We start from the raw sequence: 20,774 nt of genomic DNA on the forward strand, positions 1-20,774 counted from the left end.
TTTTAATATTAGCCAGCAAAGCATAAAAATAAGACGAAACTCTCATTTGGAAATTTAAATTCATATTAAATGACCAGTGATGTGGCAGCGATTCAAATACGCCATACACTTATTAATACGCCGTCCGGCGTGCTAATAGTGGAGTATTGCTATGCGCTCAAATAACATTGGCCGCCTCAGCGCAATTGCGATGGCGGTACTTCTCGCATTCTCCCTGTCCGCCTGTAGCGGCGGCGGCGGCAGTTCGCACAATACGGCGAAAACGGCCGGGTCTGCCGGTACCACTGGCACCGACACTGCAAACAACGGCGGTGGCGGTTCTGGTTCTGGCGGTAACGGTGGCGGTTCAGGCTCCGGTGGAGGAACCGGAACTGGCGGTGGGGGCTCTGGCGGCGGTACTGGCGGTGGCGGTACCGGCGGCGGAGGAACTGGCGGCGGCACAACCGTTTCTAACAGCGCCGGGAATAACGTCGTCAAAGACGTGGGCGGTGCAGTAGGCGGCGTAGGCAGCACGGTCAGCGGCGTAGCGTCTCAGCTACCGGTTAATAATCCAGTAACCTCAACGGTTGCCGTGGCCGTCGGCGGCACGGGAACCGCAATTTCAACCGTCGGTAATGGCGTAGCCAACGGACTTGGCAATGCGAACAACCCTAACGGACTGGGCACTACGCTGACGGGTTCTACCACCGCCGTGTCAGGCCTTGGTACCACGGTTTCCGCAATAGGATCAAACCTGGCAAGCTCAACCGCCAATACGCCAGCGGGTGGATTGACCGGCGCGGCAGGCGGGCTGGTTAATACCACAGGACAGGTTGTCACCGGCGCGGGCAACGCCCTTACCCAAACGGTGCAGAGTCCAGGTGTTTCTAATTTGACAACCGGCGCGACGGGTCTGGTTAACACCACGCTCGCCGACACCCAGAAAGCGACTCAGGCCGTTGGCGGCGCAACCGGTTTAGGCACGCCGGTGAGCAACCTGCTGACTTCCGCTGGCGGTACAGTGAGCGGACTGGGGAGTAACATCAGCGGCAGTAACCCTTCTCTCGGCGGCCTGGGTCAGGTGGTGCAAAACACCGGACAGGCAGTCACGGATAGCGGCGCATTGGTGAAACCGGTGCAAACCGGCGGCAGCGGTAGCTCAGGCTCCGTTTCGGCGGGCGCATCCGGTTCGCTCGGGATCGGCGGTAATGGTCTGGTGACTAACCTCGGCACCACCGTTAACGGCCTGACCTCTTCGTTAACCACCAACGTTAGCGCCAGCGCGACAGGGAGCAACACAAGTTCAGGCCAGCAGGCCGGGATTACCGGCGCGGTCGGCGGCCTTCTGAAAACTAAATAGTGCTTTCCAGGGCACACGTGCTCCCGCGTTAACGGCGGGAGCACTTTTTTCACAGCAATTTCTTCGCTGCGCAGTTAAGGGAGCTCACTATGGACAATCGTCTGGGTATACTGCTGCTGTACGGAGCAACTCTGAGTATCAGCTACGCTGATATGTCCCCCACGCTAATCGACCCTAATAACCCTGCTAAAGCCGCTCGCTCGCTTGCCGTCCCGGTTGCTCAACAAAAGCAGCCCGAGGTGAAAACCGCCCTGCCGGTGCCACAGCTCACTCCACAGACGCCAATTACGGTGAAACATCTGCAATTTATTGGCGGTACTCGCTACAAGCTTGACTCGCTGGTTCAGCCGTTTATGCCGCTGGTAGGTAAAACAGTGCCGCTGTCGCAGCTGGTGGCATTAACCAACGGCATTACCCAACGCTATCAGCAGGACGGCCTGCCGCTTTCCTACGCTTACCTGCCGAGCGATAACTTCCACGATGGCACGGTGCGTATTGTGCTGGTTGAGGGATACATCGCGCACAGCAATATCAACAGCGACAACGCCAGTACCAGCGAGCGCTTAAGCCGCCTGTCGGCTTTAATGATGAACGAAAAGCCGCTCAGCCAGGCGACGTTCGATCGCTACAGCCTGCTAATGCAGCGCACGCCGGCCACCAAAGTCGAGGCTAACGTCGCGTTGCCAGATAACATTTATGGCGCGGCCGATATGAAAGTTGACGCCACGCAGCCTCATATCTGGGATATCTCCTCCACGATAGATACCCGTAAAGGTTCAAATCTGGCGCTGATTAACGGCACGCTCAGCAACCTCACCAGCCACGGCGATCAGTTGGGGCTTGCCACGCTTGTTCCGTTGGATAGCGGCACCAAAAAAACCTACTTTGGCGCCAACTATCAGCAATATCTCACCGATAACGGGTTACTCATGCAGCTAAAAGGCAGCTTCTATCGCGAAGATCCACGCGATTACACCCCGCTGCTTTATCTGCCGCAGAACATTTCTATCGATGCAAAGGAAAAAACCACCCAGTACACCGGGGGGATAGCCTTCAGCTACCCGCTGCTGCTTGAGCGCAAGAAGCAATTTTCGGTCAGCGGCGGGCTGGATTATGTCGATAAGCGCGACGATTATGCGCTGCGCGCCAGCGGCTTCGGCAACACAATTGATTTGCCTACCGTCACCCAGCGTGCACGCTACCCGGCAGCAGAGTTTTCGGCCTGGGGCTACCGCGAATACGAGAAAGCTAACTGGAGCGCGCGTCTGACCCTGCGCAAAGGTATTGACTCCCTGGGGGCAAGCGTGACCCAGGGTTCTAATACCAATCTTAACTTCACCCGCTGGAAGGCGAATACCGATGCGGCATGGATGGTGGCCGAACGCTGGAAATTAAGCACCTCGCTTGAGGGGGACTGGTCTAATAATAATTTGCCCGAAGCCGAGCGGGTTAGCTTTGGCGCCCAGCGTTATGGCCGGGGCTACCCTGACGGTGAGGCAAGCGGGGATTATGGCTACGGCGGGCAGATTGAAATGCGCTATCTCCACAACCTCGATAAGGGCGTCTGGATTAACACGGTGCAGCCTTATGTCGTCGCCGACACCGCCCAGACCTGGTTCAATCAGCGAGGTTTCCGCCACCAGCGTCTGGCTTCTATCGCCACCGGGGTAATGGTGGGCGACAGCCGCCACTACTCCGTGTCCGTTGAGGCGGCCAGGCCGCTGGCGGATTTACCCAGCGACAGCAGCCGCCGGGACGTTCGCTTTAGCCTGACCTTTACCTACAACTTTAATAATCTGCGTTAAAGATAAAACCCTCACCTCTACGGTGAGGGTTATTTTCAGGCAAGGTTAAGCGTCGCGCGCTTTTTCGCGGACTCCATGCCCAGTTCAATTAGCTCCATGACCTGAATCGCCTGGGCCGCCGGGACAGGGTTTTCCCCTTTGCCGGTGAGCGCATCGCGGATGCCCGCGTAGTAAGCCGGATAGTTGCCGGGAACCGTCAGCAGCGTTTGCTCGTCCATAAGTTCGCCCTGCGCCAGCGTCAGCACGCCGTCGCGCATGTCGTAGCCCCAGTCCTCCTGTGGCAGACGCTCTCCGGCCTTCAGGCGATCCTCCTGCGGATCGAGGCCGTACTTAATGTAGCTGCCGCGAGTGCCGTGCACGATATAGCGTGCGGTTTCCGCCGCCGCCAGCAACGTGCCGTGCAACACCACACGACGCTGCGGATAAGCCAGCACGGCATGGAAGTAGTCGGTCGCCTGCGCGCCGGCTCGAAGCTGAGCGAGGTCAACGGTCAGGCTGACGGGAAGCCCAAACAGGTTGATGGCTTGGTCCAGCAGGTGCGGCCCTAGATCGTACCAGATGCCGCTGCCGACGCCCGCCTGCTCGCGCCAGCGGTTACGGACCTGCGGGCGGTAGCGGTCAAAGTGGGATTCAAAATAAGCCACTTCGCCAAGCGTTCCTTCGGTCAGCAGATTTTTCACCGTCAGGAAATCGCTATCCCAGCGGCGATTGTGGAACACGGAGAGCAGCAGGCCTGTTTTTTTGGCCAGCGCGTCCAGCTCCCTTGCCTGCGAAAGCGTCACGGTAAACGGCTTGTCGACAACCACATGCTTCCCGGCTTCAAGCGCCGCTTTGGCTAGCGGAAAGTGGGTATCATTCGGGGTAGGAATGACAATGAGATCGATAGAGGGGTCCTTAAACAGGTGCTGAGGATCGGAAACGACCGTCATACCCGGCCAGTCAGCGTGCACCTTTTCGGCATCGCTGCTGGATACTGCTGCGAGGATCATTCCTGGCGTACCGGAAATCAGCGGCGCATGAAAAGTCTTACTGGCATAACCGTAACCGATAAGCCCGACGCGGATGGTATCACTCATTTGTCTTCCTCTCTGTAATGAACTCCGGCATTTCACCTTATCCCCCGCCCGGCGACAACCGCAAGTTTCTGGATTGCGTATTTGCCAGGCAAAAGACCGCCATTATTGCTAATTAGCCTGATATTTATTGTGGCTTTAAATAAAGCATTTATTTAAACTAGTAAATTAAAAGCAAGGAGGATTTATGTGTTCCCTGCCGTGATATTCCTGGCAAATGCAAAGAAAACTCCTAATTATTCCGTCGGTTAATAATAGCGCTAAGCCGCTGCCTCATTTGCGCTTATCATCGCTTCTCCCTTACCCGAACATTATTTATTATTTATACACTCTATGGAAAATGTATCCCCGCTCAGTGCCCTGGATTACCTGATGAAATTCCGCAAAATCAGCTCTCAGGAAAATCTGGAAAAGCTGTTTGACCACCTGAATTACACCCTCACGGACAGCCATGAGATCATGAATATGTACCGGGCGGCGGATCACCGCAGGGCTGAACTGGCCTCCGGCGGAAGACTTTTCGACCTGGGATGCGTGCCTAAAACGGTCTGGCGTTACGTTCAATAGCCGCTGCGAGTAGCATTAGCGGCAAAATCCCTTATAATCCCCCCGCTTTATTCACCATATTCTTAAATCGGGAGGAAACATGACGACGACCCAACCCCCGCGTATTGCTGGCTGGCTGCTTGCCCCGCTGGCCTGGCTGCTGATGTCGTTGCTCAGCAGCTCCGTGGCGCTGCTAAGTTTCCTGATGATGATTCTTTCCCCGGAAGCCCGTCAGGCTCTGGGCAGCGCGGACGCCAAAACAACGCTGTTGTTCAGCCTGTCCGTTGGCTGCGCGATGGCGATGTGGGCCTACACGCTCTGGCTGACCATCGCCTTCTTTAAACGCCGCAAAAACGTAGTGCGCCATTATATTCTCTGGCTGCTGCTTACCGTCCTGCTGGCGATTAAATCTTTTGCGTTTTCACCGGTCAGTGACAAGGTTGCCGTACAGCTGCTGCTGCCTTCCCTGCTCGCCGCCGCATTACTGGTGCCTTATTTGAAGCGTTCTAAGCGAGTGAAGCAGACCTTCATTAACCCGTAATAACCCTATAGATAGCCCGTTGTCGCCGCCCGCCGATTAGTCGATAATAGGCGGCTTTTTTTGTTTCAGGTCGAATCATGTCAGATTACTTGCTGCTCTTCGTTGGTACCGTCCTCGTCAATAACTTCGTGTTAGTGAAGTTCCTTGGCCTGTGTCCGTTTATGGGGGTTTCCAAAAAGCTGGAAAGTGCCATCGGGATGGGGCTTGCCACGACCTTCGTGATGACGCTCGCCTCTATTTTTGCCTGGATCATTGACGAACTTATCCTCGTGCCGCTGGACTTGATTTATCTGCGCACGCTGGCCTTTATTCTGGTTATCGCGGTCGTCGTTCAGTTCACCGAGATGGTGGTGCGCAAGACCAGCCCGGCGCTTTATCGCCTGCTGGGTATCTTCCTGCCGCTGATTACCACCAACTGCGCCGTGCTCGGCGTGGCGCTGCTGAATATTAACCTCGGCCATAACTTCCTGCAGTCTGCGGTGTACGGCTTTTCCGCCGCGCTGGGCTTCTCGCTGGTGATGGTGCTGTTTGCCGCTATTCGCGAGCGTATGGTCGTGGCCGATATTCCGGCGCCGTTTCGCGGTAACGCTATCGCGCTGGTCACCGCAGGCCTGATGGCCCTCGCCTTTATGGGCTTTAGCGGGCTGGTGAAGTTCTGATGACAACGTTGTGGATGGCTATTATCTCGGTCACGCTGATGGGGCTGCTGTTCGGCCTGATCCTTGGCTATGCCTCTCGCCGCTTCGAAGTGGAAGAAGACCCCATTGTCGACCGCATTGACGAACTGCTGCCGCAAAGCCAGTGCGGCCAGTGTGGCTATCCCGGCTGCCGCCCTTATGCGGAAGCCGTAGGTAATCAGGGAGCGAAAATCAATTTATGCGCGCCCGGCGGCGAAGCCGTGATGCTGAAAATTGCTACCGCCCTGAACGTAGAACCTCAGCCAATTGACGGCGACGCCACCGCCGCAGAGCCGGTGCGAATGCTGGCCGTGATTGACGAAGCGAACTGCATCGGCTGCACAAAATGCATTCAGGCCTGCCCCGTTGACGCCATCGTCGGCGCGACCCGCGCCATGCACACCGTGATTAGCGACCAGTGCACGGGCTGTAACCTCTGTGTCGATCCTTGCCCTACCCGCTGCATCGAACTGATTCCCGTCAGCCCCACGACCGAAAGCTGGAAATGGGATTTGCAGACCATCCCGGTGCGTATGATCCCGGCGGACAATCATGCTTAATATCTTCAATCGTTTTAAAAAAGACAGGATTTGGGACTTTGACGGCGGCATTCATCCGCCAGAGATGAAGACCCAGTCTAACGGCACGCCTTTGCGCCAGGTACCGCTGCCGTCCCAGCTCGTGATCCCGCTGAAGCAGCATATCGGTGCGGAAGGCGAACTGTGCGTGAAGCCCGGTGATTATGTGCTGCGCGGCCAGCCGCTGACTCGCGGTCGCGGGCGTATGCTGCCGGTGCATGCCCCAACCTCCGGCACCGTTAAAGATATTGCGCCGCATTCCACCGCGCACCCTTCTGCCCTTGCAGAACTTAGCGTTATTCTCGATGCAGACGGCGAGGACCGCTGGATAGAGCGAGATGGCTGGAGCGATTACCGCTGCCAGACGCGTGAAGCGCTTATCGAACGTATTCACCAGTTCGGCGTAGCCGGGCTCGGCGGCGCAGGCTTCCCTACCGGCAGTAAACTGCAGGGCGGCGGCGACAAAATAAATACTCTCATTATTAACGCCGCAGAGTGCGAGCCTTACATCACCGCCGACGATCGCCTGATGCAGGATTGTGCCGCTCAAATCGTCGAAGGCGTTCGCATCCTGGCCCATATTCTTAAGCCGCAGCGCATTCTTATCGGCATCGAGGACAACAAGCCTCAGGCCATCTCGATGATGCGTGCGGTGCTGGCAGACAGCCACGATATGCAACTGCGGGTGATCCCGACGAAATATCCGTCCGGTGGCGCCAAGCAGCTCACGCAAATTCTGACCGGCAAGCAGGTTCCTCACGGCGGCCGTTCGTCCGACATCGGTATTCTGATGCAAAACGTCGGCACCGCATATGCTATCAAGCGCGCGGTGATAGACGGTGAACCTCTGACCGAGCGCGTTGTGACCTTAACCGGTGAATCTATTACCCAACCGGGTAACGTCTGGGCGCGTCTGGGTACGCCGGTAAGCCACCTGCTGACTTTTGCAGGCTTCCGCCCGAGCCAGGATCAGAAGGTCATTATGGGCGGCCCGCTGATGGGCTTCACCCTGCCGTGGCTGGACGTGCCGGTGGTAAAAATCACCAACTGCCTGCTGGCGCCTTCTCCGAGTGAGATGGGCGAGCAGGAAGAAGAACAAGGCTGTATTCGCTGCAGCGCCTGCGCGGACTCCTGCCCGGCGGACCTGCTGCCGCAGCAGCTTTACTGGTATAGCAAAGGCCAACAGCACGACAAAGCTACCGCGCATAACCTGGCGGACTGCATCGAATGCGGCGCCTGCGCTTACGTTTGCCCGAGTAATATCCCGCTGGTGCAGTATTTCCGTCAGGAAAAAGCCGAGATCCGTGAGATAGAACTGGAAGCAAAACGCACTCTTGAAGCCAAAGCTCGTTTTGAAGCTCGTCAAGAAAGGCTGGAGCGCGAGAAAGCCGCCCGCCTTGAACGCCACAAAAATGCGGCAGTTCAGCCGACGGCGAAGGACAATGACGCTATTCAGGCTGCCCTTGCCCGCGTGAAGAGCAAAAAAGCCCAGGCCAGCGAAGAACCTATTATCGTTCAAGCCGGCAGCGTGCCGGACAACAGCGAAGTAATTGCTGCTCGCGAAGCCCGTAAGGCTGAAGCGCGTGCTCGCCAGGCGGAGAAAGCACAACAGGCAGAATCGACGGTCAGCGCAGAGGTGGACCCGCGTAAAGCCGCTGTCGAAGCCGCCATCGCTCGCGCTAAAGCTCGTAAAGCTGCGCAGAATGCCGAAAGCGCGGAGCCTGTGGCCGCTGAGCAGGAAGCCGTCGATCCGCGCAAAGCCGCTGTCGAAGCCGCTATCGCTCGCGCTAAAGCTCGTAAAGCAGCGCAGAATGCTGAAAACGCCGAGCCGGTGGCCGCTGAGCACGAAACCGTTGATCCGCGTAAAGCCGCTGTCGAAGCCGCTATCGCTCGCGCTAAAGCTCGTAAAGCAGCGCAGAAGGCAGAAAGCGAACAACCTGCACCACAAGAAGAACAAGACCCACGCAAAGCTGCAGTGGCTGCGGCAATTGCCCGCGTTCAGGCACGTAAAGCCGCTCAGATGTCTCCAGAGGAATAAATGGTTTTTAAAATCGCAAGCTCCCCGTTCACCCATAACCAGCGCAGCACCGCGCGGATTATGATGCTGGTTTCTCTCGCGGCCCTGCCCGGCATTGCGATGCAGTGGTACTGGTTTGGCTGGGGAACGCTGATTCAGGTTGTGCTGGGGATCGTCAGCGCGATGGCCGCAGAGGCGCTGGTATTACGCCTGCGCAAAAGACCGGTGCAAACCTATCTGGGGGATAACTCTGCGCTGCTGACCGGCCTGCTGCTGGGGATCAGTATTCCCCCTCTCGCACCGTGGTGGATGGTGGTGCTCGGGATGGTGTTTGCCATCATCATTGCCAAGCAGCTTTACGGCGGCCTCGGCAATAACCCGTTCAACCCGGCCATGATTGGCTATGTTGTGCTGCTCATTGCTTTCCCGGTGCAGATGACTTCGTGGCTGCCTCCGCAGTCCATCGCCGCCACCGTGCCTGGTTTTGTAGACAGCCTGCAAATAATTTTCCACGGCGCAACCACCGCGGGCGGCACCATGGATACGCTACGCATGGGCGTAGACGGCATCAGCCAGGCGACGCCGCTGGACACGTTTAAAACCGGCCTGCATGCGGGCCACTCCGCTGAGCAACTGCTGAGCGCGCCAATCTACGGCGGTGCACTGGCGGGTCTCGGCTGGCAGTGGGTTAACCTGGCTTATCTGGCCGGCGGCCTGTTCCTGCTGTGGCGCGGCACCATTCGCTGGCATATCCCGGCGGGCTTCCTGGTTGCTTTAGCCGTCTGCGCCACGCTCGGCTGGCTTATCTCCCCGGAAAAATGCCTGTCGCCGATGGTGCACCTGTTCTCAGGCGCGACCATGCTTGGCGCGTTCTTTATCCTGACCGATCCGGTCACCGCCTCGACCACCAATCGCGGTCGGCTGATTTTTGGGGCGCTGGTTGGCCTGCTGGTTTGGCTGATTCGTACCTACGGCGGCTATCCGGACGGCGTGGCGTTTGCCGTGCTGCTGGGCAACATCACCGTGCCGCTGATTGACTACTACACGCGCCCTCGCGCTTACGGCCATCGCTAAGGAGACGCTATGTTTAAAACAATGCAAAAGCATGGCATCGCCCTGGCGCTGTTTGCCGCCCTGTTTACCGGACTTACGGCACTGGTCAACGAACTCACCAAACCCACCATCGCGCAGCAGTCTGCGCTGCAGCAAAAGATGTTGTTCGATCAGGTGATTTCAGATGACGTTTACGATAACCGCATTCAGGACAGCTGCCTGCGGGTAAAGGACTCCCCTCTCGGCAAGGGCACACGGCACATCTACGTGGCGCGCAAAGGCGATAAGCCGGTTGCCGTGGTCATGGAAGCTACCGCGCCGGACGGCTATTCTGGTGCTATACAAATTCTGGTTGCCGCTGATTTTAACGGCACCATACTCGGCACACGCGTCACCGAGCACCATGAAACGCCGGGCCTTGGCGACAAGATTGAACTGCGTCTGAGCGACTGGATAACGCATTTTGCCAACAAGCGCATTCAGGGCAGCAATGACCCGGCCTGGGCGGTGCAAAAAGACGGCGGTCAGTTTACCCAATTTACCGGGGCGACCATTACCCCGCGCGCGGTGGTCAACGCCGTTAAGCGTGCAGGCATGTTCGCACAGACCCTGCCAGCGCAGCTCAACGAACTGCCTGCCTGTGGAGATCAACAATGAGCGAAACAAAACGTGTCCTGATAAACGGGCTATGGAAAAACAACTCGGCGCTGGTTCAGCTGCTGGGCCTTTGTCCACTGCTTGCCGTCACCTCCACGGCAACCAATGCCCTGGGCCTTGGGCTTGCCACAACGCTGGTGCTGACGCTAACTAACGGCACAATCTCCGCGCTGCGTCGCTGGGTGCCCGCTGAGATTCGTATTCCGGTTTATGTGCTGATCATCGCCTCGGTGGTGAGCATCGTGCAGATGCTGATTAACGCCTACGCGTTTGGGCTCTACCAGTCGCTGGGGATCTTTATCCCGCTTATCGTGACCAACTGTATCGTCGTAGGGCGAGCCGAAGCTTATGCGGCAAAAGCCAGCGTGCCTTATGCCGCTCTGGACGGCTTTGCTACCGGCCTTGGCGCCACCAGCGCGATGTTCGTGCTGGGCTCTCTGCGCGAAATCATTGGCAACGGCACGCTGTTTGACGGCGCAGACGGCCTGCTTGGCAACTGGGCAAAAGTACTGCGCATTGAAGTCTTCCACACCGACACGCCTTTCCTGCTCGCCATGTTACCGCCGGGCGCCTTTATTGGCCTTGGCATGCTGTTGGCGATAAAATACCTCATTGATGAAAAAATGAAGGCCCGCCGCGCTCGTGAAAGCGCCGCCGTGGAAGGCACTGCAGAGAAGGCTTAATGAACAACAGCAAGCGCGTTGAGATCCTCACCCGCCTGAGAGATAACAATCCTCACCCCACGACAGAACTCAACTTCAGCAGCCCCTTTGAGCTGCTGATTGCCGTTCTGCTCTCCGCTCAGGCCACCGACGTCAGCGTCAATAAAGCGACGGCAAAGCTTTACCCTGTCGCCAATACTCCGGCCGCCATGCTGGCGCTTGGCGTGGACGGCGTGAAGGAGTACATCAAAACCATCGGCCTGTTTAACAGCAAAGCGGAAAACGTCATCAAAACCTGCCGGATGCTGTTGGAGCTGCACGGTGGAGAAGTGCCGGAAGACAGAGCGGCGCTGGAAGCCCTGCCCGGCGTGGGCCGTAAAACGGCAAACGTGGTGCTTAATACCGCCTTTGGCTGGCCGACTATTGCCGTTGATACCCATATCTTCCGGGTTTGTAACCGCACCCAGTTCGCCGCAGGGAAAAACGTCGAGCAGGTAGAGGAAAAACTGCTTAAGGTCGTTCCCGCAGAATTTAAGGTCGATTGCCACCACTGGCTTATCCTTCACGGGCGCTACACCTGCATTGCCCGCAAGCCTCGCTGTGGCTCATGCATTATCGAAGACCTCTGCGAATTCAAAGAGAAAGTAGACGTCTGAACTCAGGCGCTCGCGTTACCGCCGGGCGCTTTATAACCCCCCTGCCTGTTAAAAACCCCGAAAGCACGCTTTTATTCCGTTAAATCCGCCGGCAGATTTTATATTGTGCGCTCTATAATCGGCTCACCAGGTTAATCGTTTTTTTGCGATAAGAAATTTCTATAAATTTGTGATCTATATCACTTTGATAACTCAAGGTTGCGAAAAGGTAATCAAAACATCTCTAAGGCCTTGCTATCGTTAGGATTAATGGATCTATTGCAATACAATAGGCCATGCATATTGAATAATATGGTTATTAACACTGCATTTAAGGCGAAAAAGCAGAACATATAACTGCAATGTTAAAAAATCGCTTTTAAAAAAGACAAAAAATCGTTAATAAATGAATTGGTAAAATTTAACGCTGAATAACAATTCACCTTATGGCGTATTATCTTGTCATGGTTATATGTAACAGATTATTACAAACCCCTTGCCTGAGCCCCCTGGATAGTGAACATTACCTCCCGTTTTTCCTTCCTTATAACAAGAAAAATGCTTACCAATGCGGTAAGGCATGAGCAAGCCCCTTATTAAAGCGGGATGTAAAAAAAGAGGTATATGTGTCGACTGCAAACAAAGAACCAGCAGAAAACGTGAGTCTTAACGCGTTCAAGCAACCTAAATCGTTCTACCTGATTTTCTCCATCGAGCTCTGGGAGCGTTTCGGCTATTACGGCCTGCAGGGCATCATGGCCGTTTACCTGGTCAAAATGCTGGGCATGTCCGAAGCGGACTCCATCACGCTGTTCTCCTCCTTTAGCGCCCTGGTCTATGGCCTGGTTGCCATTGGCGGCTGGCTGGGTGACAAAGTACTTGGCACAAAACGCGTCATCATGCTCGGTACCGTGGTACTGGCTATCGGTTACGCCCTTGTTGCCTACTCCGGCCACGATGTAAGCGTGGTTTATATCGGTATGGCCACCATCGCGGTAGGTAACGGCCTGTTCAAGGCTAACCCTTCCTCGCTGCTTTCTACCTGCTATGAGAAAGACGACCCGCGTCTGGACGGTGCATTCACCATGTACTACATGTCCATCAACATCGGTTCCTTCTTCTCTATGCTCGCCACCCCGTGGCTGGCTGCGCAGTACGGCTGGAGCACCGCGTTCTCCCTGAGCTTCGTGGGTATGCTGATTACCCTCGTGAACTTCATCTTCTGCAAAAAGTGGGTGAAGAACTACGGCTCCAAACCTGACTTCGCGCCGGTACACTTCGGTAAGCTGATGGCGACCATCGCCGGCGTCGTGGTGCTGGTTGCGGTTGCTACCTGGCTGCTGCACAACCAGGGCATTGCTCGCGCCGTACTGGGCGTTGTTGCCCTGGGTATCGTCCTTATCTTCGCTAAAGAAGCCTTTGCGATGAAAGGCGCAGCTCGCCGCAAGATGATCGTGGCCTTCATCCTGATGGTTGAAGCTATCGTCTTCTTCGTGCTGTACAGCCAGATGCCGACTTCCCTGAACTTCTTCGCTATTCGTAACGTGGGCCATGAAATTCTCGGCATCACCTTCGAGGCAGAGCAGTTCCAGGCGCTGAACCCGTTCTGGATCATGATTGGTAGCCCGATTCTGGCCGCAATCTACAACAAGATGGGTGACCGCCTGCCTATGCCGCACAAGTTTGCTATCGGTATGGTGCTGTGCTCCTTCGCCTTCCTGGTGCTGCCGGTCGGCACGAAGTTTGCCAGCGACGCGGGTATGGTTTCCGTGAACTGGCTGATTCTGAGCTACGCGCTGCAGAGTATCGGTGAGCTGATGATTTCCGGCCTGGGCCTTGCCATGGTTGCACAGCTGGTGCCACAGCGCCTGATGGGCTTCATTATGGGTAGCTGGTTCCTGACCACCGCAGGTGCGGCCATCATCGCCGGTAAAGTTGCTGGCCTGATGGCGGTACCGGAAAACGTTACCGACCCGCTGCTGTCTCTGGAAGTGTACGGTCGTGTCTTCATGCAGATTGGTATCGTCACCGGCGTGATTGCCGTGCTGATGCTGCTGACAGCGCCTAAGCTGAACCGCATGACGCTGAGTGAAGACAAAGCGGAAAAGGCTAACGAAACCGCTACGGCGTAACTTTCCCCGGAAAAATGATAATTTAGCCGCCGGCCTCACAGCCGGCGGCTTTTTTTTTCACCGAGTCCGCACTACCATAGGTTATCTTAGCGCCCTAAAGGAGTTAGTCATGAAACTGTATTTCAAGCCCGGTGCCTGTTCCCTCTCCCCGCACATTATCCTGCGTGAGTCAGGTCTGGACTTTTCACTGGTAAAAGTTGACCTGGCGACCAAACGCACCGAAAACGGTGACGATTTCCTCGCCATTAACCCGAAAGGCCAGGTGCCTGCGCTGGTGCTGGATGACGGCTCTTTGCTGACCGAGGGCGTGGCTATCGTCCAGTATCTGGCAGATAAGGTTCCCGACCGCCAGCTGCTGGCACCGGCGGGCAGCATGACCCGCTACCACACGCTGGAGTGGCTGAACTATGTGGCGACCGAGCTGCATAAAGGCTTTTCTCCGCTGTTCAACCCGGCTACGCCAGAAGAGTTCAAGGCCGTGGTTCGCAAACAGCTGGAGAAGAAATTCCAGTACGTGAACGAAGAGCTGAAGGACAAACAGTGGCTGATGGGCTCGCGCTTCACGGTGGTAGATGCCTACCTGTTCACCGTGCTGCGCTGGGCGTACGGCCTGAAGCTGGATCTGGCTGGCCTGACGAATATCGAAGCCTATGTTGAACGCATGAAGGCGCGCCCGGCAGTTTCTGCGGCGCTGACCGCCGAAGGGATTTAAGTCATCCCTTAAAAGCAAAACGCCCTCAGCTGAGGGCGTTTCTGTTTCAGAGCTTCACCGCGGTGAAGTAATGCTCAGGTTTGGCGATGCCGTCCTGAGCGGCAACGAGCTGGAGCTCGTATTCCGCCATGCGTTTGGTGACGATCATGATGTCGTACACCGCCGCCGTGACGTGCTCCAGCGCTTCACGCAGCGTCGCACCCTGCAGCAGCTTAACCAGCAGCAGGCCGCTGGTCACATCGCCTACGCCAACCGGCTGACGTTCGCCGAAGTCCACCAGCGGGCGATGAATGTGCCACGCCTCTTCAGCCGTCACCAGCAGCATTTCAAAACGATCCTGCTGATAGCCCGCCCGGGCCAGGTGTTTCACCAGCACGATTTCTGGCCCCTGAGCGATAAGCTCGCGGGCCGTCGCGACGGCCTCGGCCACGTTGTTCACGCTGTGGCCGCTCAGAATTTCCAGCTCAATCAGGTTCGGCGCGATGATATCGCTGGCAGGCATGGCGTAGCGCGTGTGGTATTCCGCCACGCCAGGCGCCACGATGCAGCCTTTTTCCGGATGGCCCATCACCGGGTCACAGAAGTATTTGGCGTTCGGGTTAGCCGCCTTCACCTGACGCACGATAGAGAGAATATGTTCGCCCTGCTCCGCCGAGCCCAGATAACCACTCAGCACCGCGTCACAACGCTGCAGCTGCCCTATATCCGCAATCCCCTGCACAATCTCGCTCAGGTGGCTGGCGGGCATTACGCTGCCGGTCCATTTCCCGTACTGAGTGTGGTTAGAGAACTGCACCGTGTTCAGCGGCCAGACGTTAGCGCCCAGGCGGCGCATCGGGAATTCGGCGGCGCTGTTGCCGGCATGACCAAATACCACATGGGACTGGATAGCAAGAATGTTTTTCATTTTTCTACTCGGGTATCGCCAGGTGTTGTGCTTGCTAAAAAAAAACACGGCGTAAGCCGTGCTTTTCTATTCCGATAACTTATTTCCAGCAGACGAGGCAGTAGTTCTTTTTACCGCGACGCAGCAGGGTGTAACGGTTAAAGAGAATATCGCCTTCGGTGAAGGTGTATTCCGGGTCAGACTGTTTTTCACCGTTAATGGTAATGGCATTCTGAGAGATGGTTTTACGGGCCTGGCCACGGGATGGCTGCAGCTCGGAGTCCACCAGCGCCTGTTGCAGGTCGGCACCGCGTTCAATTTCAACCATCGGGACGCCGTCCTGAGCCAGCTGTTCGAAGTCTGCTTCGCTCAGGTCGCTCAGGTTGCCGTTAAACAGGCTGGCGGTAATACGTTTGGCGGCGGTCAGGCCTTCTTCGCCGTGAACCAGACGAGTCACCTGCTCTGCCAGCACGTACTGAGCACGAGGCGCAGCGCCGCTGTTCTTGTCTTCTTCTTCCAGGGCATTGATTTCCGCAATGTCCATAAAGGTGAAGAACTTCAGGAAGCGATAAACGTCGGCGTCCGCGGTGTTTATCCAGAACTGGTAGAATTTGTACGGGCTGGTTTTCTTCGGATCGAGCCAGACCGCGCCACCTTCGGTTTTTCCGAACTTGGTGCCGTCAGATTTAGTGATCAGCGGCACGGTCAGGCCGAAAGCCTGCTGCTGGTGCAGACGACGGGTCAGGTCGATACCGGAGGTAATGTTGCCCCACTGATCGGAACCGCCAATCTGCAGCACCACGCCGTGCAGTTTATTCAGGCAGGCAAAATCGTAGCCCTGCAGCAGGTTGTAGGAGAACTCGGTAAAGGAAATCCCCACATCATCACGGTTCAGGCGCTGTTTTACGGCCTCTTTGTTAATCATCTGGTTAACAGAGAAGTGTTTGCCGATGTCGCGCAGGAAGGTCAGCACGTTCATGCCGCCAAACCAGTCATAGTTGTTAGCCGCGACGGCGGAGTTTTCACCGCAGTCAAAGTCGAGGAACGGCGCAACCTGGCGGCGAATTTTTTCCACCCACTCCTGCACGGTATCTTCGGTGTTCAGTTTGCGCTCAACGGCTTTAAAGCTTGGATCGCCGATAAGACCGGTCGCGCCGCCCACGAGGGCAACCGGCTTGTGGCCTGCTTCCTGAAAGCGTTTCAGGCACAGCAGCGGAACCAGATGGCCCAAATGCAAGCTGTCGGCGGTAGGATCGAAGCCGCAATAGAGTGCAATTGGCCCCTGCGCCAGTCGCTCTGCTAACGCATCCTCATCCGTCACCTGGGCCACCAGGCCCCGCTCTTGCAATTGTTTTATCAAATTGATGTTCGACATCAAATTCTCCATCTCTATACGACTGCACCTTTGCCGGTACACGGCTTTTCGCCCACTGGCGAAAGAATTCATTTTTAGGGCACATAGAATAAAGGGCTGGCGCAGTTAGCACCAGCCCTTAAGCTGAAAATCCTGGCTTTACGGCGCGAGGCGGTCTATTTTCCAGGCAGCTCCGTCGCGCTGGTAAAGGAAGCGGTCGTGCAGGCGGTGTTCGCCCCCCTGCCAGAACTCCATCTGTTCGATGCTGACGCGGTAGCCGCCCCAAAAACTCGGCAGCGGCACTTCGCCCTGCTGGAATTTCTGCTTCAGCTCAAGGAATTTGCTTTCAAGCACGCCGCGCGCGGAAATACGGCTCGACTGCTTCGACACCCAGGCGCCTATCTGGCTGTCCTTCGGGCGGCTGTGGAAGTATTTCAGTACCTCAAGCGTGGAAAGACGCTCGGCGGTGCCCTGTACCATCACCTGCCTGTCCAGCATATGCCACGGGAAGTGCAGGCTAATGCGCGGGTTCGTTTCAAGGTGATGCGCCTTACGCGAGCCAAGGTTGGTGTAAAACACCAGGCCTTTTTCATCAAAATGTTTCAGCAGCACGATGCGTTGATAGGGCTGGCCGTTTTCATCGACCGTCGCGACAACCATCGCGGTAGGGTCAACGAGCTTCGCCTCACAGGCCTGGGCCAGCCAGCGTTCAAACAGCGGCAGCGGCGTGTCGGTGAGATCGTGGCGTCGCAGGCCACCTTTGGTGTATTCGCGGCGCAAATGTGCAATCTGTTGCAAAGAGTCGTTATCAGACATGGCGTTACGTCAGGCTATCCTCGGGTGGAGCTATTGTGCTCTCCACCCTAAGAAATCTCAACGTTTGGCCGTTTGCAACTGGCAATTATTCAGCACGATGTTGTCTTTACGATAGACCGTCGCGCCTTCACCCTTGGACCAGAAAACGTAAACGCCGTCGGTATAACGCGCCCCGGAGGCGGAAAGTCCCTGAGTCAGGGTCAATAGCTGGTTGTCGTAGACAAAGCTCACCTGCTGTTTGTCGTTATTCAGCTTCACGGTCAACGGCTTTTCGTCGCACTGGTAGACCAGCGTATCGGTATGCATTTTTTCGAGAAAGGCGTTGTAGTAGCTGCAGCCGGCGAGCAGCAGTGGAAGGGTGACAGCAAGCAGTTTTTTCATCTGAGTATCCTGAAGATCTTCTTATCCCTGGAGGGCCTGCGCCCTCCTTTACGCCTTCAGTTTAGCGGCTACGGGAAGAAAATAATTTCAGTTAACTCTGATTATGGCGAGGATTTGCCGGATAAATGGCGCCAAGTATCGTTGGCTCAGAGGCGCCGGTCACCGAAGGAAGATTCCCCGGCAGGCCGGACATCGTGCGATACGCCAGCCAGGCAAAGGCCAGAGCTTCCATATCGTCCCCGCTGATCCCGGCCTCGTCGGTTGTCGTGACTTCAATTCCCGGCAACAGCGCGGCAAGACGGGCCATCAGCAGCGGGTTACGGCTGCCACCACCGCACACCATTACGCGCTCACAGCCGCCGCTCAATAACACCTGCTCGGCGATGGTTGTGGCGGTCAATTCAGTGAGCGTGGCCTGCACATCTTCCCCGGCAAGCGCGGGGAACCTGGCCAGCTGGCGCTCAAGCCAGCCATAGTTAAAGTATTCACGTCCGGTGCTTTTAGGCGCGGGGGCAGAGAAATAAGGGTCGCTGAGCATCTGCTGCAGTAACGGAATGATGACTTTTCCGCTGCTCGCCCACTCGGCGTCTTTATCGTAGCCTTTCCCCCGCTGCCGCCAGATCCAGGCATCCATCAGCATGTTGCCAGGGCCCGTATCGTAACCTCTGACCGGTTGGTCGGGGATCAGCAACGAGAGGTTGGCAATGCCGCCAATATTGAGCACCATCCGGCGTTCTACCGGATGAGCCAGCAGCGCCTGATGGAACGCGGGCACCAGCGGCGCGCCCTGCCCGCCCAGCGCCATGTCGCGACGGCGGAAATCCCCCACCACGGTGATGCCGGTCAACGCGGCGATTTGGTTATTATCGCCAATCTGCAGCGTGTGGGCAGCTTCGCCGTGCGGTTCGTGCCAGACGGTTTGCCCGTGACAGCCAATGGCCGTCACGTCTTCAGGCCGGAGCCCTTCGCGTTTTACCAGGATTTGAACCGCCTCGGCGAACAATTTTCCAAGCCGATTGTCCAATTGCCCGAACTGGGACAGCGTGAGCTGCTGCCCCTGACACACGGCAAGAACGGCGTTTTTGATGGCCAGCGGCATCGGGTGACTGTAGCTCGCCTGCTGGACGACCAGGTGTTCGTCGATAGCGGCCAGCACCACATCGATGCCATCCAGACTGGTGCCTGACATCACGCCAATATAGCGACCTGATTTCATCGTCACTCCTTATTCTCGCCGGGGCGGTAAATTAATGCGCTTAAATTAGCACGCAATATCATGATTTATTAATAATTTTTATTAATAATCTGTGTCAGCTGCCGTAACAGGCGGGCTGCGCCTTAAGCCAAATTAGCAAAGCGCAGCGGTTTAATTGTTGTTAAAGACGTTTGATTTACTATTTTTACAGGATTGTTGTAGAACAAACATGAACTATGGCCAGGAATTGCCATATAATTTAGCCATAACGGATGCTCACCGAGCGTTGATGGGTTCACAGGAGAGGTACAAATGATTTCACGTATTTTGGCAGTTTCACTGGTTGCTCTGACCCTGGCTGGCTGTGCCAACGAAGGGCTGTCCGGCGATGTTTACGACGCGTCCGAAGCTAAACAGGTAAGAACCGTGACTTACGGTACCATTACCCACGTTCGCGCCGTCACCATTAAAGGCAGCGACGGCAACAGCACTATCGGTGCCATCGGTGGTGCAGTACTGGGCGGTCTGTTGGGTAACACCGTCGGCGGCGGCACCGGGCGCACCCTGGCTACCGCTGGCGGCGCCGTAGCAGGCGGCCTGGCTGGCGACGCCATCGGCGGCGCAGCGGGCAACAGCAAAGGCGTTGAGCTGGAAATCCGTAAAGATGATGGTCAAACCATCATGGCCGTGCAGAAACAGGGTGATACCCGTTACTCCGTTGGCCAGCGTGTTGCCATCTCCGGCAGCGGCAACAGCATCACCGTTGCGCCACGCTAAGACAACGCAAAATGATTTAAGGCCCGCATTGCGGGCCTTTTCTGTTAGTAAGTAATGCCGGGTGGATTCACCTCCGACTGAGTAACGGCTTCTCCCTGCTCTCCCCACCTCGCCAGAACCTGCTGATATTCCCCACGTTGAATTGCGCCATCCAGCGCCGCCTGCAGCGCATATACCAGCCCGTTTCCCTTCTTCGTTGTTGTCGCCACATAAGCCTTTTTCGGCCCCAGCCCAACCACCCGCGTTGTCCCGGTTAGGGCAGCTTTATACGCCGTAATGGACTGCGGGCCAAAAAACACTTCGGCCCGGCCAGATTGAATATAAAGGTTCGCGGAAGCGTCGTCGGTAACGTAGACGGGCAAGGCAGGTTCACGCCCGGCGCGTTCGTTTTCCGCATTCCAGCCGAGCAGAATGCGCTCCTGATTGGTTCCAGCGCCCACGATGACTTTGCGCCCGGCGAGATCTTCTGCCTTACCAATCACCTGAATCGGGCTGCTGGCCTTCACCGCAAAAGAGAGCGAGTCCACGCGATAGGTCGCAAAATCAAATTTCTCTTTACGCTGCTCGGTTACGGCAATATTCACCAGCGCTACGTCATAACGTCCGGAGGTAATGCCCAGCGGCCAGTCCTCCCACGCGGTGGGCACCAGCTTTAGCTTCAGGCCCAGGCTATTCGCCAGCAGGCGGGCAATATCCGGGTCGCTGCCTATACGCGTGCGGTTATCGCTTGCCAGCAGCGCCAGCGGCGGAGAGTTAAGTGCGGAAATAGCCACCGTCAGCGTACCCGGCTCAACAAAATGATAGCCAGCAGGAATTTTGGCGATGGCCTGCTCGTCCCGTGCGACGCTGAGCGGTTTTTCATTGGCGGCCAGGTTGATATCCGCCTGCGCCGATGTCACTGAAGCACAGGCTAACAGCGCAATTAATCGATATTTCAT

21 protein-coding genes are annotated in these 20,774 nt (G+C 56.5%); 14 read left to right on the top strand and 7 right to left on the bottom strand.

Translation table 11 applies throughout. The annotated features are described in order from the left end of the window. Positions 1–151: 151 nt before the first annotated feature. The gene (locus tag HX778_RS14875; protein WP_176982431.1) at positions 152–1,339 is read left to right on the top strand and encodes a collagen-like triple helix repeat-containing protein; all 1,188 of its coding nucleotides are present in this window, start codon (positions 152–154) and stop codon (positions 1,337–1,339) included. 89 nt (positions 1,340–1,428) lie between these two features. Beyond that, on the top strand, positions 1,429–3,144 hold the full coding sequence (locus HX778_RS14880; protein WP_176982432.1) for a ShlB/FhaC/HecB family hemolysin secretion/activation protein: 1,716 nt from the start codon (positions 1,429–1,431) through the stop codon (positions 3,142–3,144). Between the two features lie 35 nt (positions 3,145–3,179). Here HX778_RS14880 and HX778_RS14885 read toward each other — a convergent pair whose 3' ends face one another. Further along, on the bottom strand, positions 3,180–4,220 hold the full coding sequence (locus HX778_RS14885) for an oxidoreductase (protein ID WP_038473131.1): 1,041 nt from the start codon (positions 4,218–4,220) through the stop codon (positions 3,180–3,182). 330 nt (positions 4,221–4,550) lie between these two features. Between HX778_RS14885 and ydgT the strand changes: the two genes are divergently transcribed. From ydgT to gstA, 11 genes are all read left to right on the top strand, one after another. Beyond that, the gene (ydgT, locus tag HX778_RS14890) at positions 4,551–4,784 is read left to right on the top strand and encodes a transcription modulator YdgT (RefSeq protein ID WP_038473132.1); all 234 of its coding nucleotides are present in this window, start codon (positions 4,551–4,553) and stop codon (positions 4,782–4,784) included. Between the two features lie 79 nt (positions 4,785–4,863). After that, complete coding sequence (locus HX778_RS14895; protein WP_038473135.1) at positions 4,864–5,304, top strand: DUF2569 family protein; 441 nt, start codon at positions 4,864–4,866, stop codon at positions 5,302–5,304. 77 nt (positions 5,305–5,381) lie between these two features. Then, entirely contained in the window at positions 5,382–5,963 is a 582-nt protein-coding gene (gene rsxA / locus HX778_RS14900; protein ID WP_008456422.1) for an electron transport complex subunit RsxA, read from the top strand. Next, the gene (gene rsxB, locus HX778_RS14905; RefSeq protein WP_038473139.1) at positions 5,963–6,541 is read left to right on the top strand and encodes an electron transport complex subunit RsxB; all 579 of its coding nucleotides are present in this window, start codon (positions 5,963–5,965) and stop codon (positions 6,539–6,541) included. The genes rsxA and rsxB overlap by 1 nt, the downstream gene beginning before the upstream one ends. Further along, on the top strand, positions 6,534–8,597 hold the full coding sequence (rsxC, locus tag HX778_RS14910; protein ID WP_176982433.1) for an electron transport complex subunit RsxC: 2,064 nt from the start codon (positions 6,534–6,536) through the stop codon (positions 8,595–8,597). The genes rsxB and rsxC overlap by 8 nt, the downstream gene beginning before the upstream one ends. Next, on the top strand, positions 8,598–9,650 hold the full coding sequence (gene rsxD, locus HX778_RS14915; protein WP_038473145.1) for an electron transport complex subunit RsxD: 1,053 nt from the start codon (positions 8,598–8,600) through the stop codon (positions 9,648–9,650). Between the two features lie 9 nt (positions 9,651–9,659). Next, entirely contained in the window at positions 9,660–10,286 is a 627-nt protein-coding gene (rsxG, locus tag HX778_RS14920) for an electron transport complex subunit RsxG (RefSeq protein ID WP_038473147.1), read from the top strand. Then, positions 10,283–10,969, top strand: coding sequence for an electron transport complex subunit E (locus tag HX778_RS14925; protein WP_038473150.1), 687 nt, complete (start codon positions 10,283–10,285; stop codon positions 10,967–10,969). Before rsxG ends, HX778_RS14925 begins: the two co-directional genes overlap by 4 nt. After that, positions 10,969–11,604, top strand: coding sequence for an endonuclease III (nth, locus tag HX778_RS14930; protein ID WP_038473152.1), 636 nt, complete (start codon positions 10,969–10,971; stop codon positions 11,602–11,604). Before HX778_RS14925 ends, nth begins: the two co-directional genes overlap by 1 nt. 605 nt (positions 11,605–12,209) lie before the next feature. After that, a complete protein-coding gene (gene dtpA / locus HX778_RS14935) occupies positions 12,210–13,715 on the top strand; it encodes a dipeptide/tripeptide permease DtpA (protein WP_038473155.1) in 1,506 nt (501 codons plus the stop codon). Between the two features lie 109 nt (positions 13,716–13,824). Next, a complete protein-coding gene (gene gstA, locus HX778_RS14940) occupies positions 13,825–14,427 on the top strand; it encodes a glutathione transferase GstA (RefSeq protein WP_038473158.1) in 603 nt (200 codons plus the stop codon). 46 nt (positions 14,428–14,473) lie between these two features. Here gstA and pdxY read toward each other — a convergent pair whose 3' ends face one another. The 5 genes from pdxY to anmK form a co-directional block, all read right to left on the bottom strand. Continuing rightward, positions 14,474–15,334: a pyridoxal kinase PdxY gene (gene pdxY / locus HX778_RS14945; protein WP_038473161.1), complete on the bottom strand. Its 861-nt coding sequence runs from the start codon at positions 15,332–15,334 to the stop codon at positions 14,474–14,476. Between the two features lie 79 nt (positions 15,335–15,413). After that, positions 15,414–16,688 (bottom strand): tyrosine--tRNA ligase, encoded by a 1,275-nt coding sequence (gene tyrS, locus HX778_RS14950; protein WP_038473162.1) that lies wholly within the window; start codon positions 16,686–16,688, stop codon positions 15,414–15,416. Positions 16,689–16,826: 138 nt separating this feature from the next. Further along, complete coding sequence (gene pdxH / locus HX778_RS14955) at positions 16,827–17,483, bottom strand: pyridoxamine 5'-phosphate oxidase (RefSeq protein ID WP_038473164.1); 657 nt, start codon at positions 17,481–17,483, stop codon at positions 16,827–16,829. A 57-nt stretch (positions 17,484–17,540) separates the two neighbouring features. Next, on the bottom strand, positions 17,541–17,864 hold the full coding sequence (gene mliC, locus HX778_RS14960) for a C-type lysozyme inhibitor (protein ID WP_038473167.1): 324 nt from the start codon (positions 17,862–17,864) through the stop codon (positions 17,541–17,543). 91 nt (positions 17,865–17,955) lie between these two features. After that, positions 17,956–19,080 (bottom strand): anhydro-N-acetylmuramic acid kinase, encoded by a 1,125-nt coding sequence (anmK, locus tag HX778_RS14965; protein WP_038473170.1) that lies wholly within the window; start codon positions 19,078–19,080, stop codon positions 17,956–17,958. A gap of 291 nt (positions 19,081–19,371) precedes the next feature. Between anmK and HX778_RS14970 the strand changes: the two genes are divergently transcribed. Then, a complete protein-coding gene (locus HX778_RS14970) occupies positions 19,372–19,836 on the top strand; it encodes a glycine zipper 2TM domain-containing protein (RefSeq protein WP_038473171.1) in 465 nt (154 codons plus the stop codon). A gap of 44 nt (positions 19,837–19,880) precedes the next feature. Here the strand turns inward: HX778_RS14970 and HX778_RS14975 are convergent, their stop codons facing one another. Continuing rightward, positions 19,881–20,774 carry a transporter substrate-binding domain-containing protein gene (locus tag HX778_RS14975; protein WP_038473173.1) on the bottom strand — a complete coding sequence of 298 codons (894 nt, stop codon included), beginning with the start codon at positions 20,772–20,774 and terminating at the stop codon, positions 19,881–19,883.

Origin of the sequence: Cedecea sp. P7760, assembly GCF_013386425.1 — a bacterium.
GTDB lineage: Bacteria > Pseudomonadota > Gammaproteobacteria > Enterobacterales > Enterobacteriaceae > Cedecea > Cedecea selenatireducens.

Coding starts and splice junctions, on each gene's coding strand:
- anmK (WP_038473170.1), bottom strand. CDS start 19,080: ATGAAATCAGGTCGCTATATTGGCGTGATGTCAGGCACCAGTCTGGAT.
- rsxG (WP_038473147.1), top strand. CDS start 9,660: ATGTTTAAAACAATGCAAAAGCATGGCATCGCCCTGGCGCTGTTTGCC.
- rsxD (WP_038473145.1), top strand. CDS start 8,598: ATGGTTTTTAAAATCGCAAGCTCCCCGTTCACCCATAACCAGCGCAGC.
- mliC (WP_038473167.1), bottom strand. CDS start 17,864: ATGAAAAAACTGCTTGCTGTCACCCTTCCACTGCTGCTCGCCGGCTGC.
- rsxC (WP_176982433.1), top strand. CDS start 6,534: ATGCTTAATATCTTCAATCGTTTTAAAAAAGACAGGATTTGGGACTTT.
- HX778_RS14925 (WP_038473150.1), top strand. CDS start 10,283: ATGAGCGAAACAAAACGTGTCCTGATAAACGGGCTATGGAAAAACAAC.
- HX778_RS14885 (WP_038473131.1), bottom strand. CDS start 4,220: ATGAGTGATACCATCCGCGTCGGGCTTATCGGTTACGGTTATGCCAGT.
- rsxA (WP_008456422.1), top strand. CDS start 5,382: ATGTCAGATTACTTGCTGCTCTTCGTTGGTACCGTCCTCGTCAATAAC.
- HX778_RS14975 (WP_038473173.1), bottom strand. CDS start 20,774: ATGAAATATCGATTAATTGCGCTGTTAGCCTGTGCTTCAGTGACATCG.
- rsxB (WP_038473139.1), top strand. CDS start 5,963: ATGACAACGTTGTGGATGGCTATTATCTCGGTCACGCTGATGGGGCTG.
- tyrS (WP_038473162.1), bottom strand. CDS start 16,688: ATGTCGAACATCAATTTGATAAAACAATTGCAAGAGCGGGGCCTGGTG.
- pdxH (WP_038473164.1), bottom strand. CDS start 17,483: ATGTCTGATAACGACTCTTTGCAACAGATTGCACATTTGCGCCGCGAA.
- HX778_RS14880 (WP_176982432.1), top strand. CDS start 1,429: ATGGACAATCGTCTGGGTATACTGCTGCTGTACGGAGCAACTCTGAGT.
- ydgT (WP_038473132.1), top strand. CDS start 4,551: ATGGAAAATGTATCCCCGCTCAGTGCCCTGGATTACCTGATGAAATTC.
- HX778_RS14895 (WP_038473135.1), top strand. CDS start 4,864: ATGACGACGACCCAACCCCCGCGTATTGCTGGCTGGCTGCTTGCCCCG.
- HX778_RS14875 (WP_176982431.1), top strand. CDS start 152: ATGCGCTCAAATAACATTGGCCGCCTCAGCGCAATTGCGATGGCGGTA.
- gstA (WP_038473158.1), top strand. CDS start 13,825: ATGAAACTGTATTTCAAGCCCGGTGCCTGTTCCCTCTCCCCGCACATT.
- HX778_RS14970 (WP_038473171.1), top strand. CDS start 19,372: ATGATTTCACGTATTTTGGCAGTTTCACTGGTTGCTCTGACCCTGGCT.
- pdxY (WP_038473161.1), bottom strand. CDS start 15,334: ATGAAAAACATTCTTGCTATCCAGTCCCATGTGGTATTTGGTCATGCC.
- nth (WP_038473152.1), top strand. CDS start 10,969: ATGAACAACAGCAAGCGCGTTGAGATCCTCACCCGCCTGAGAGATAAC.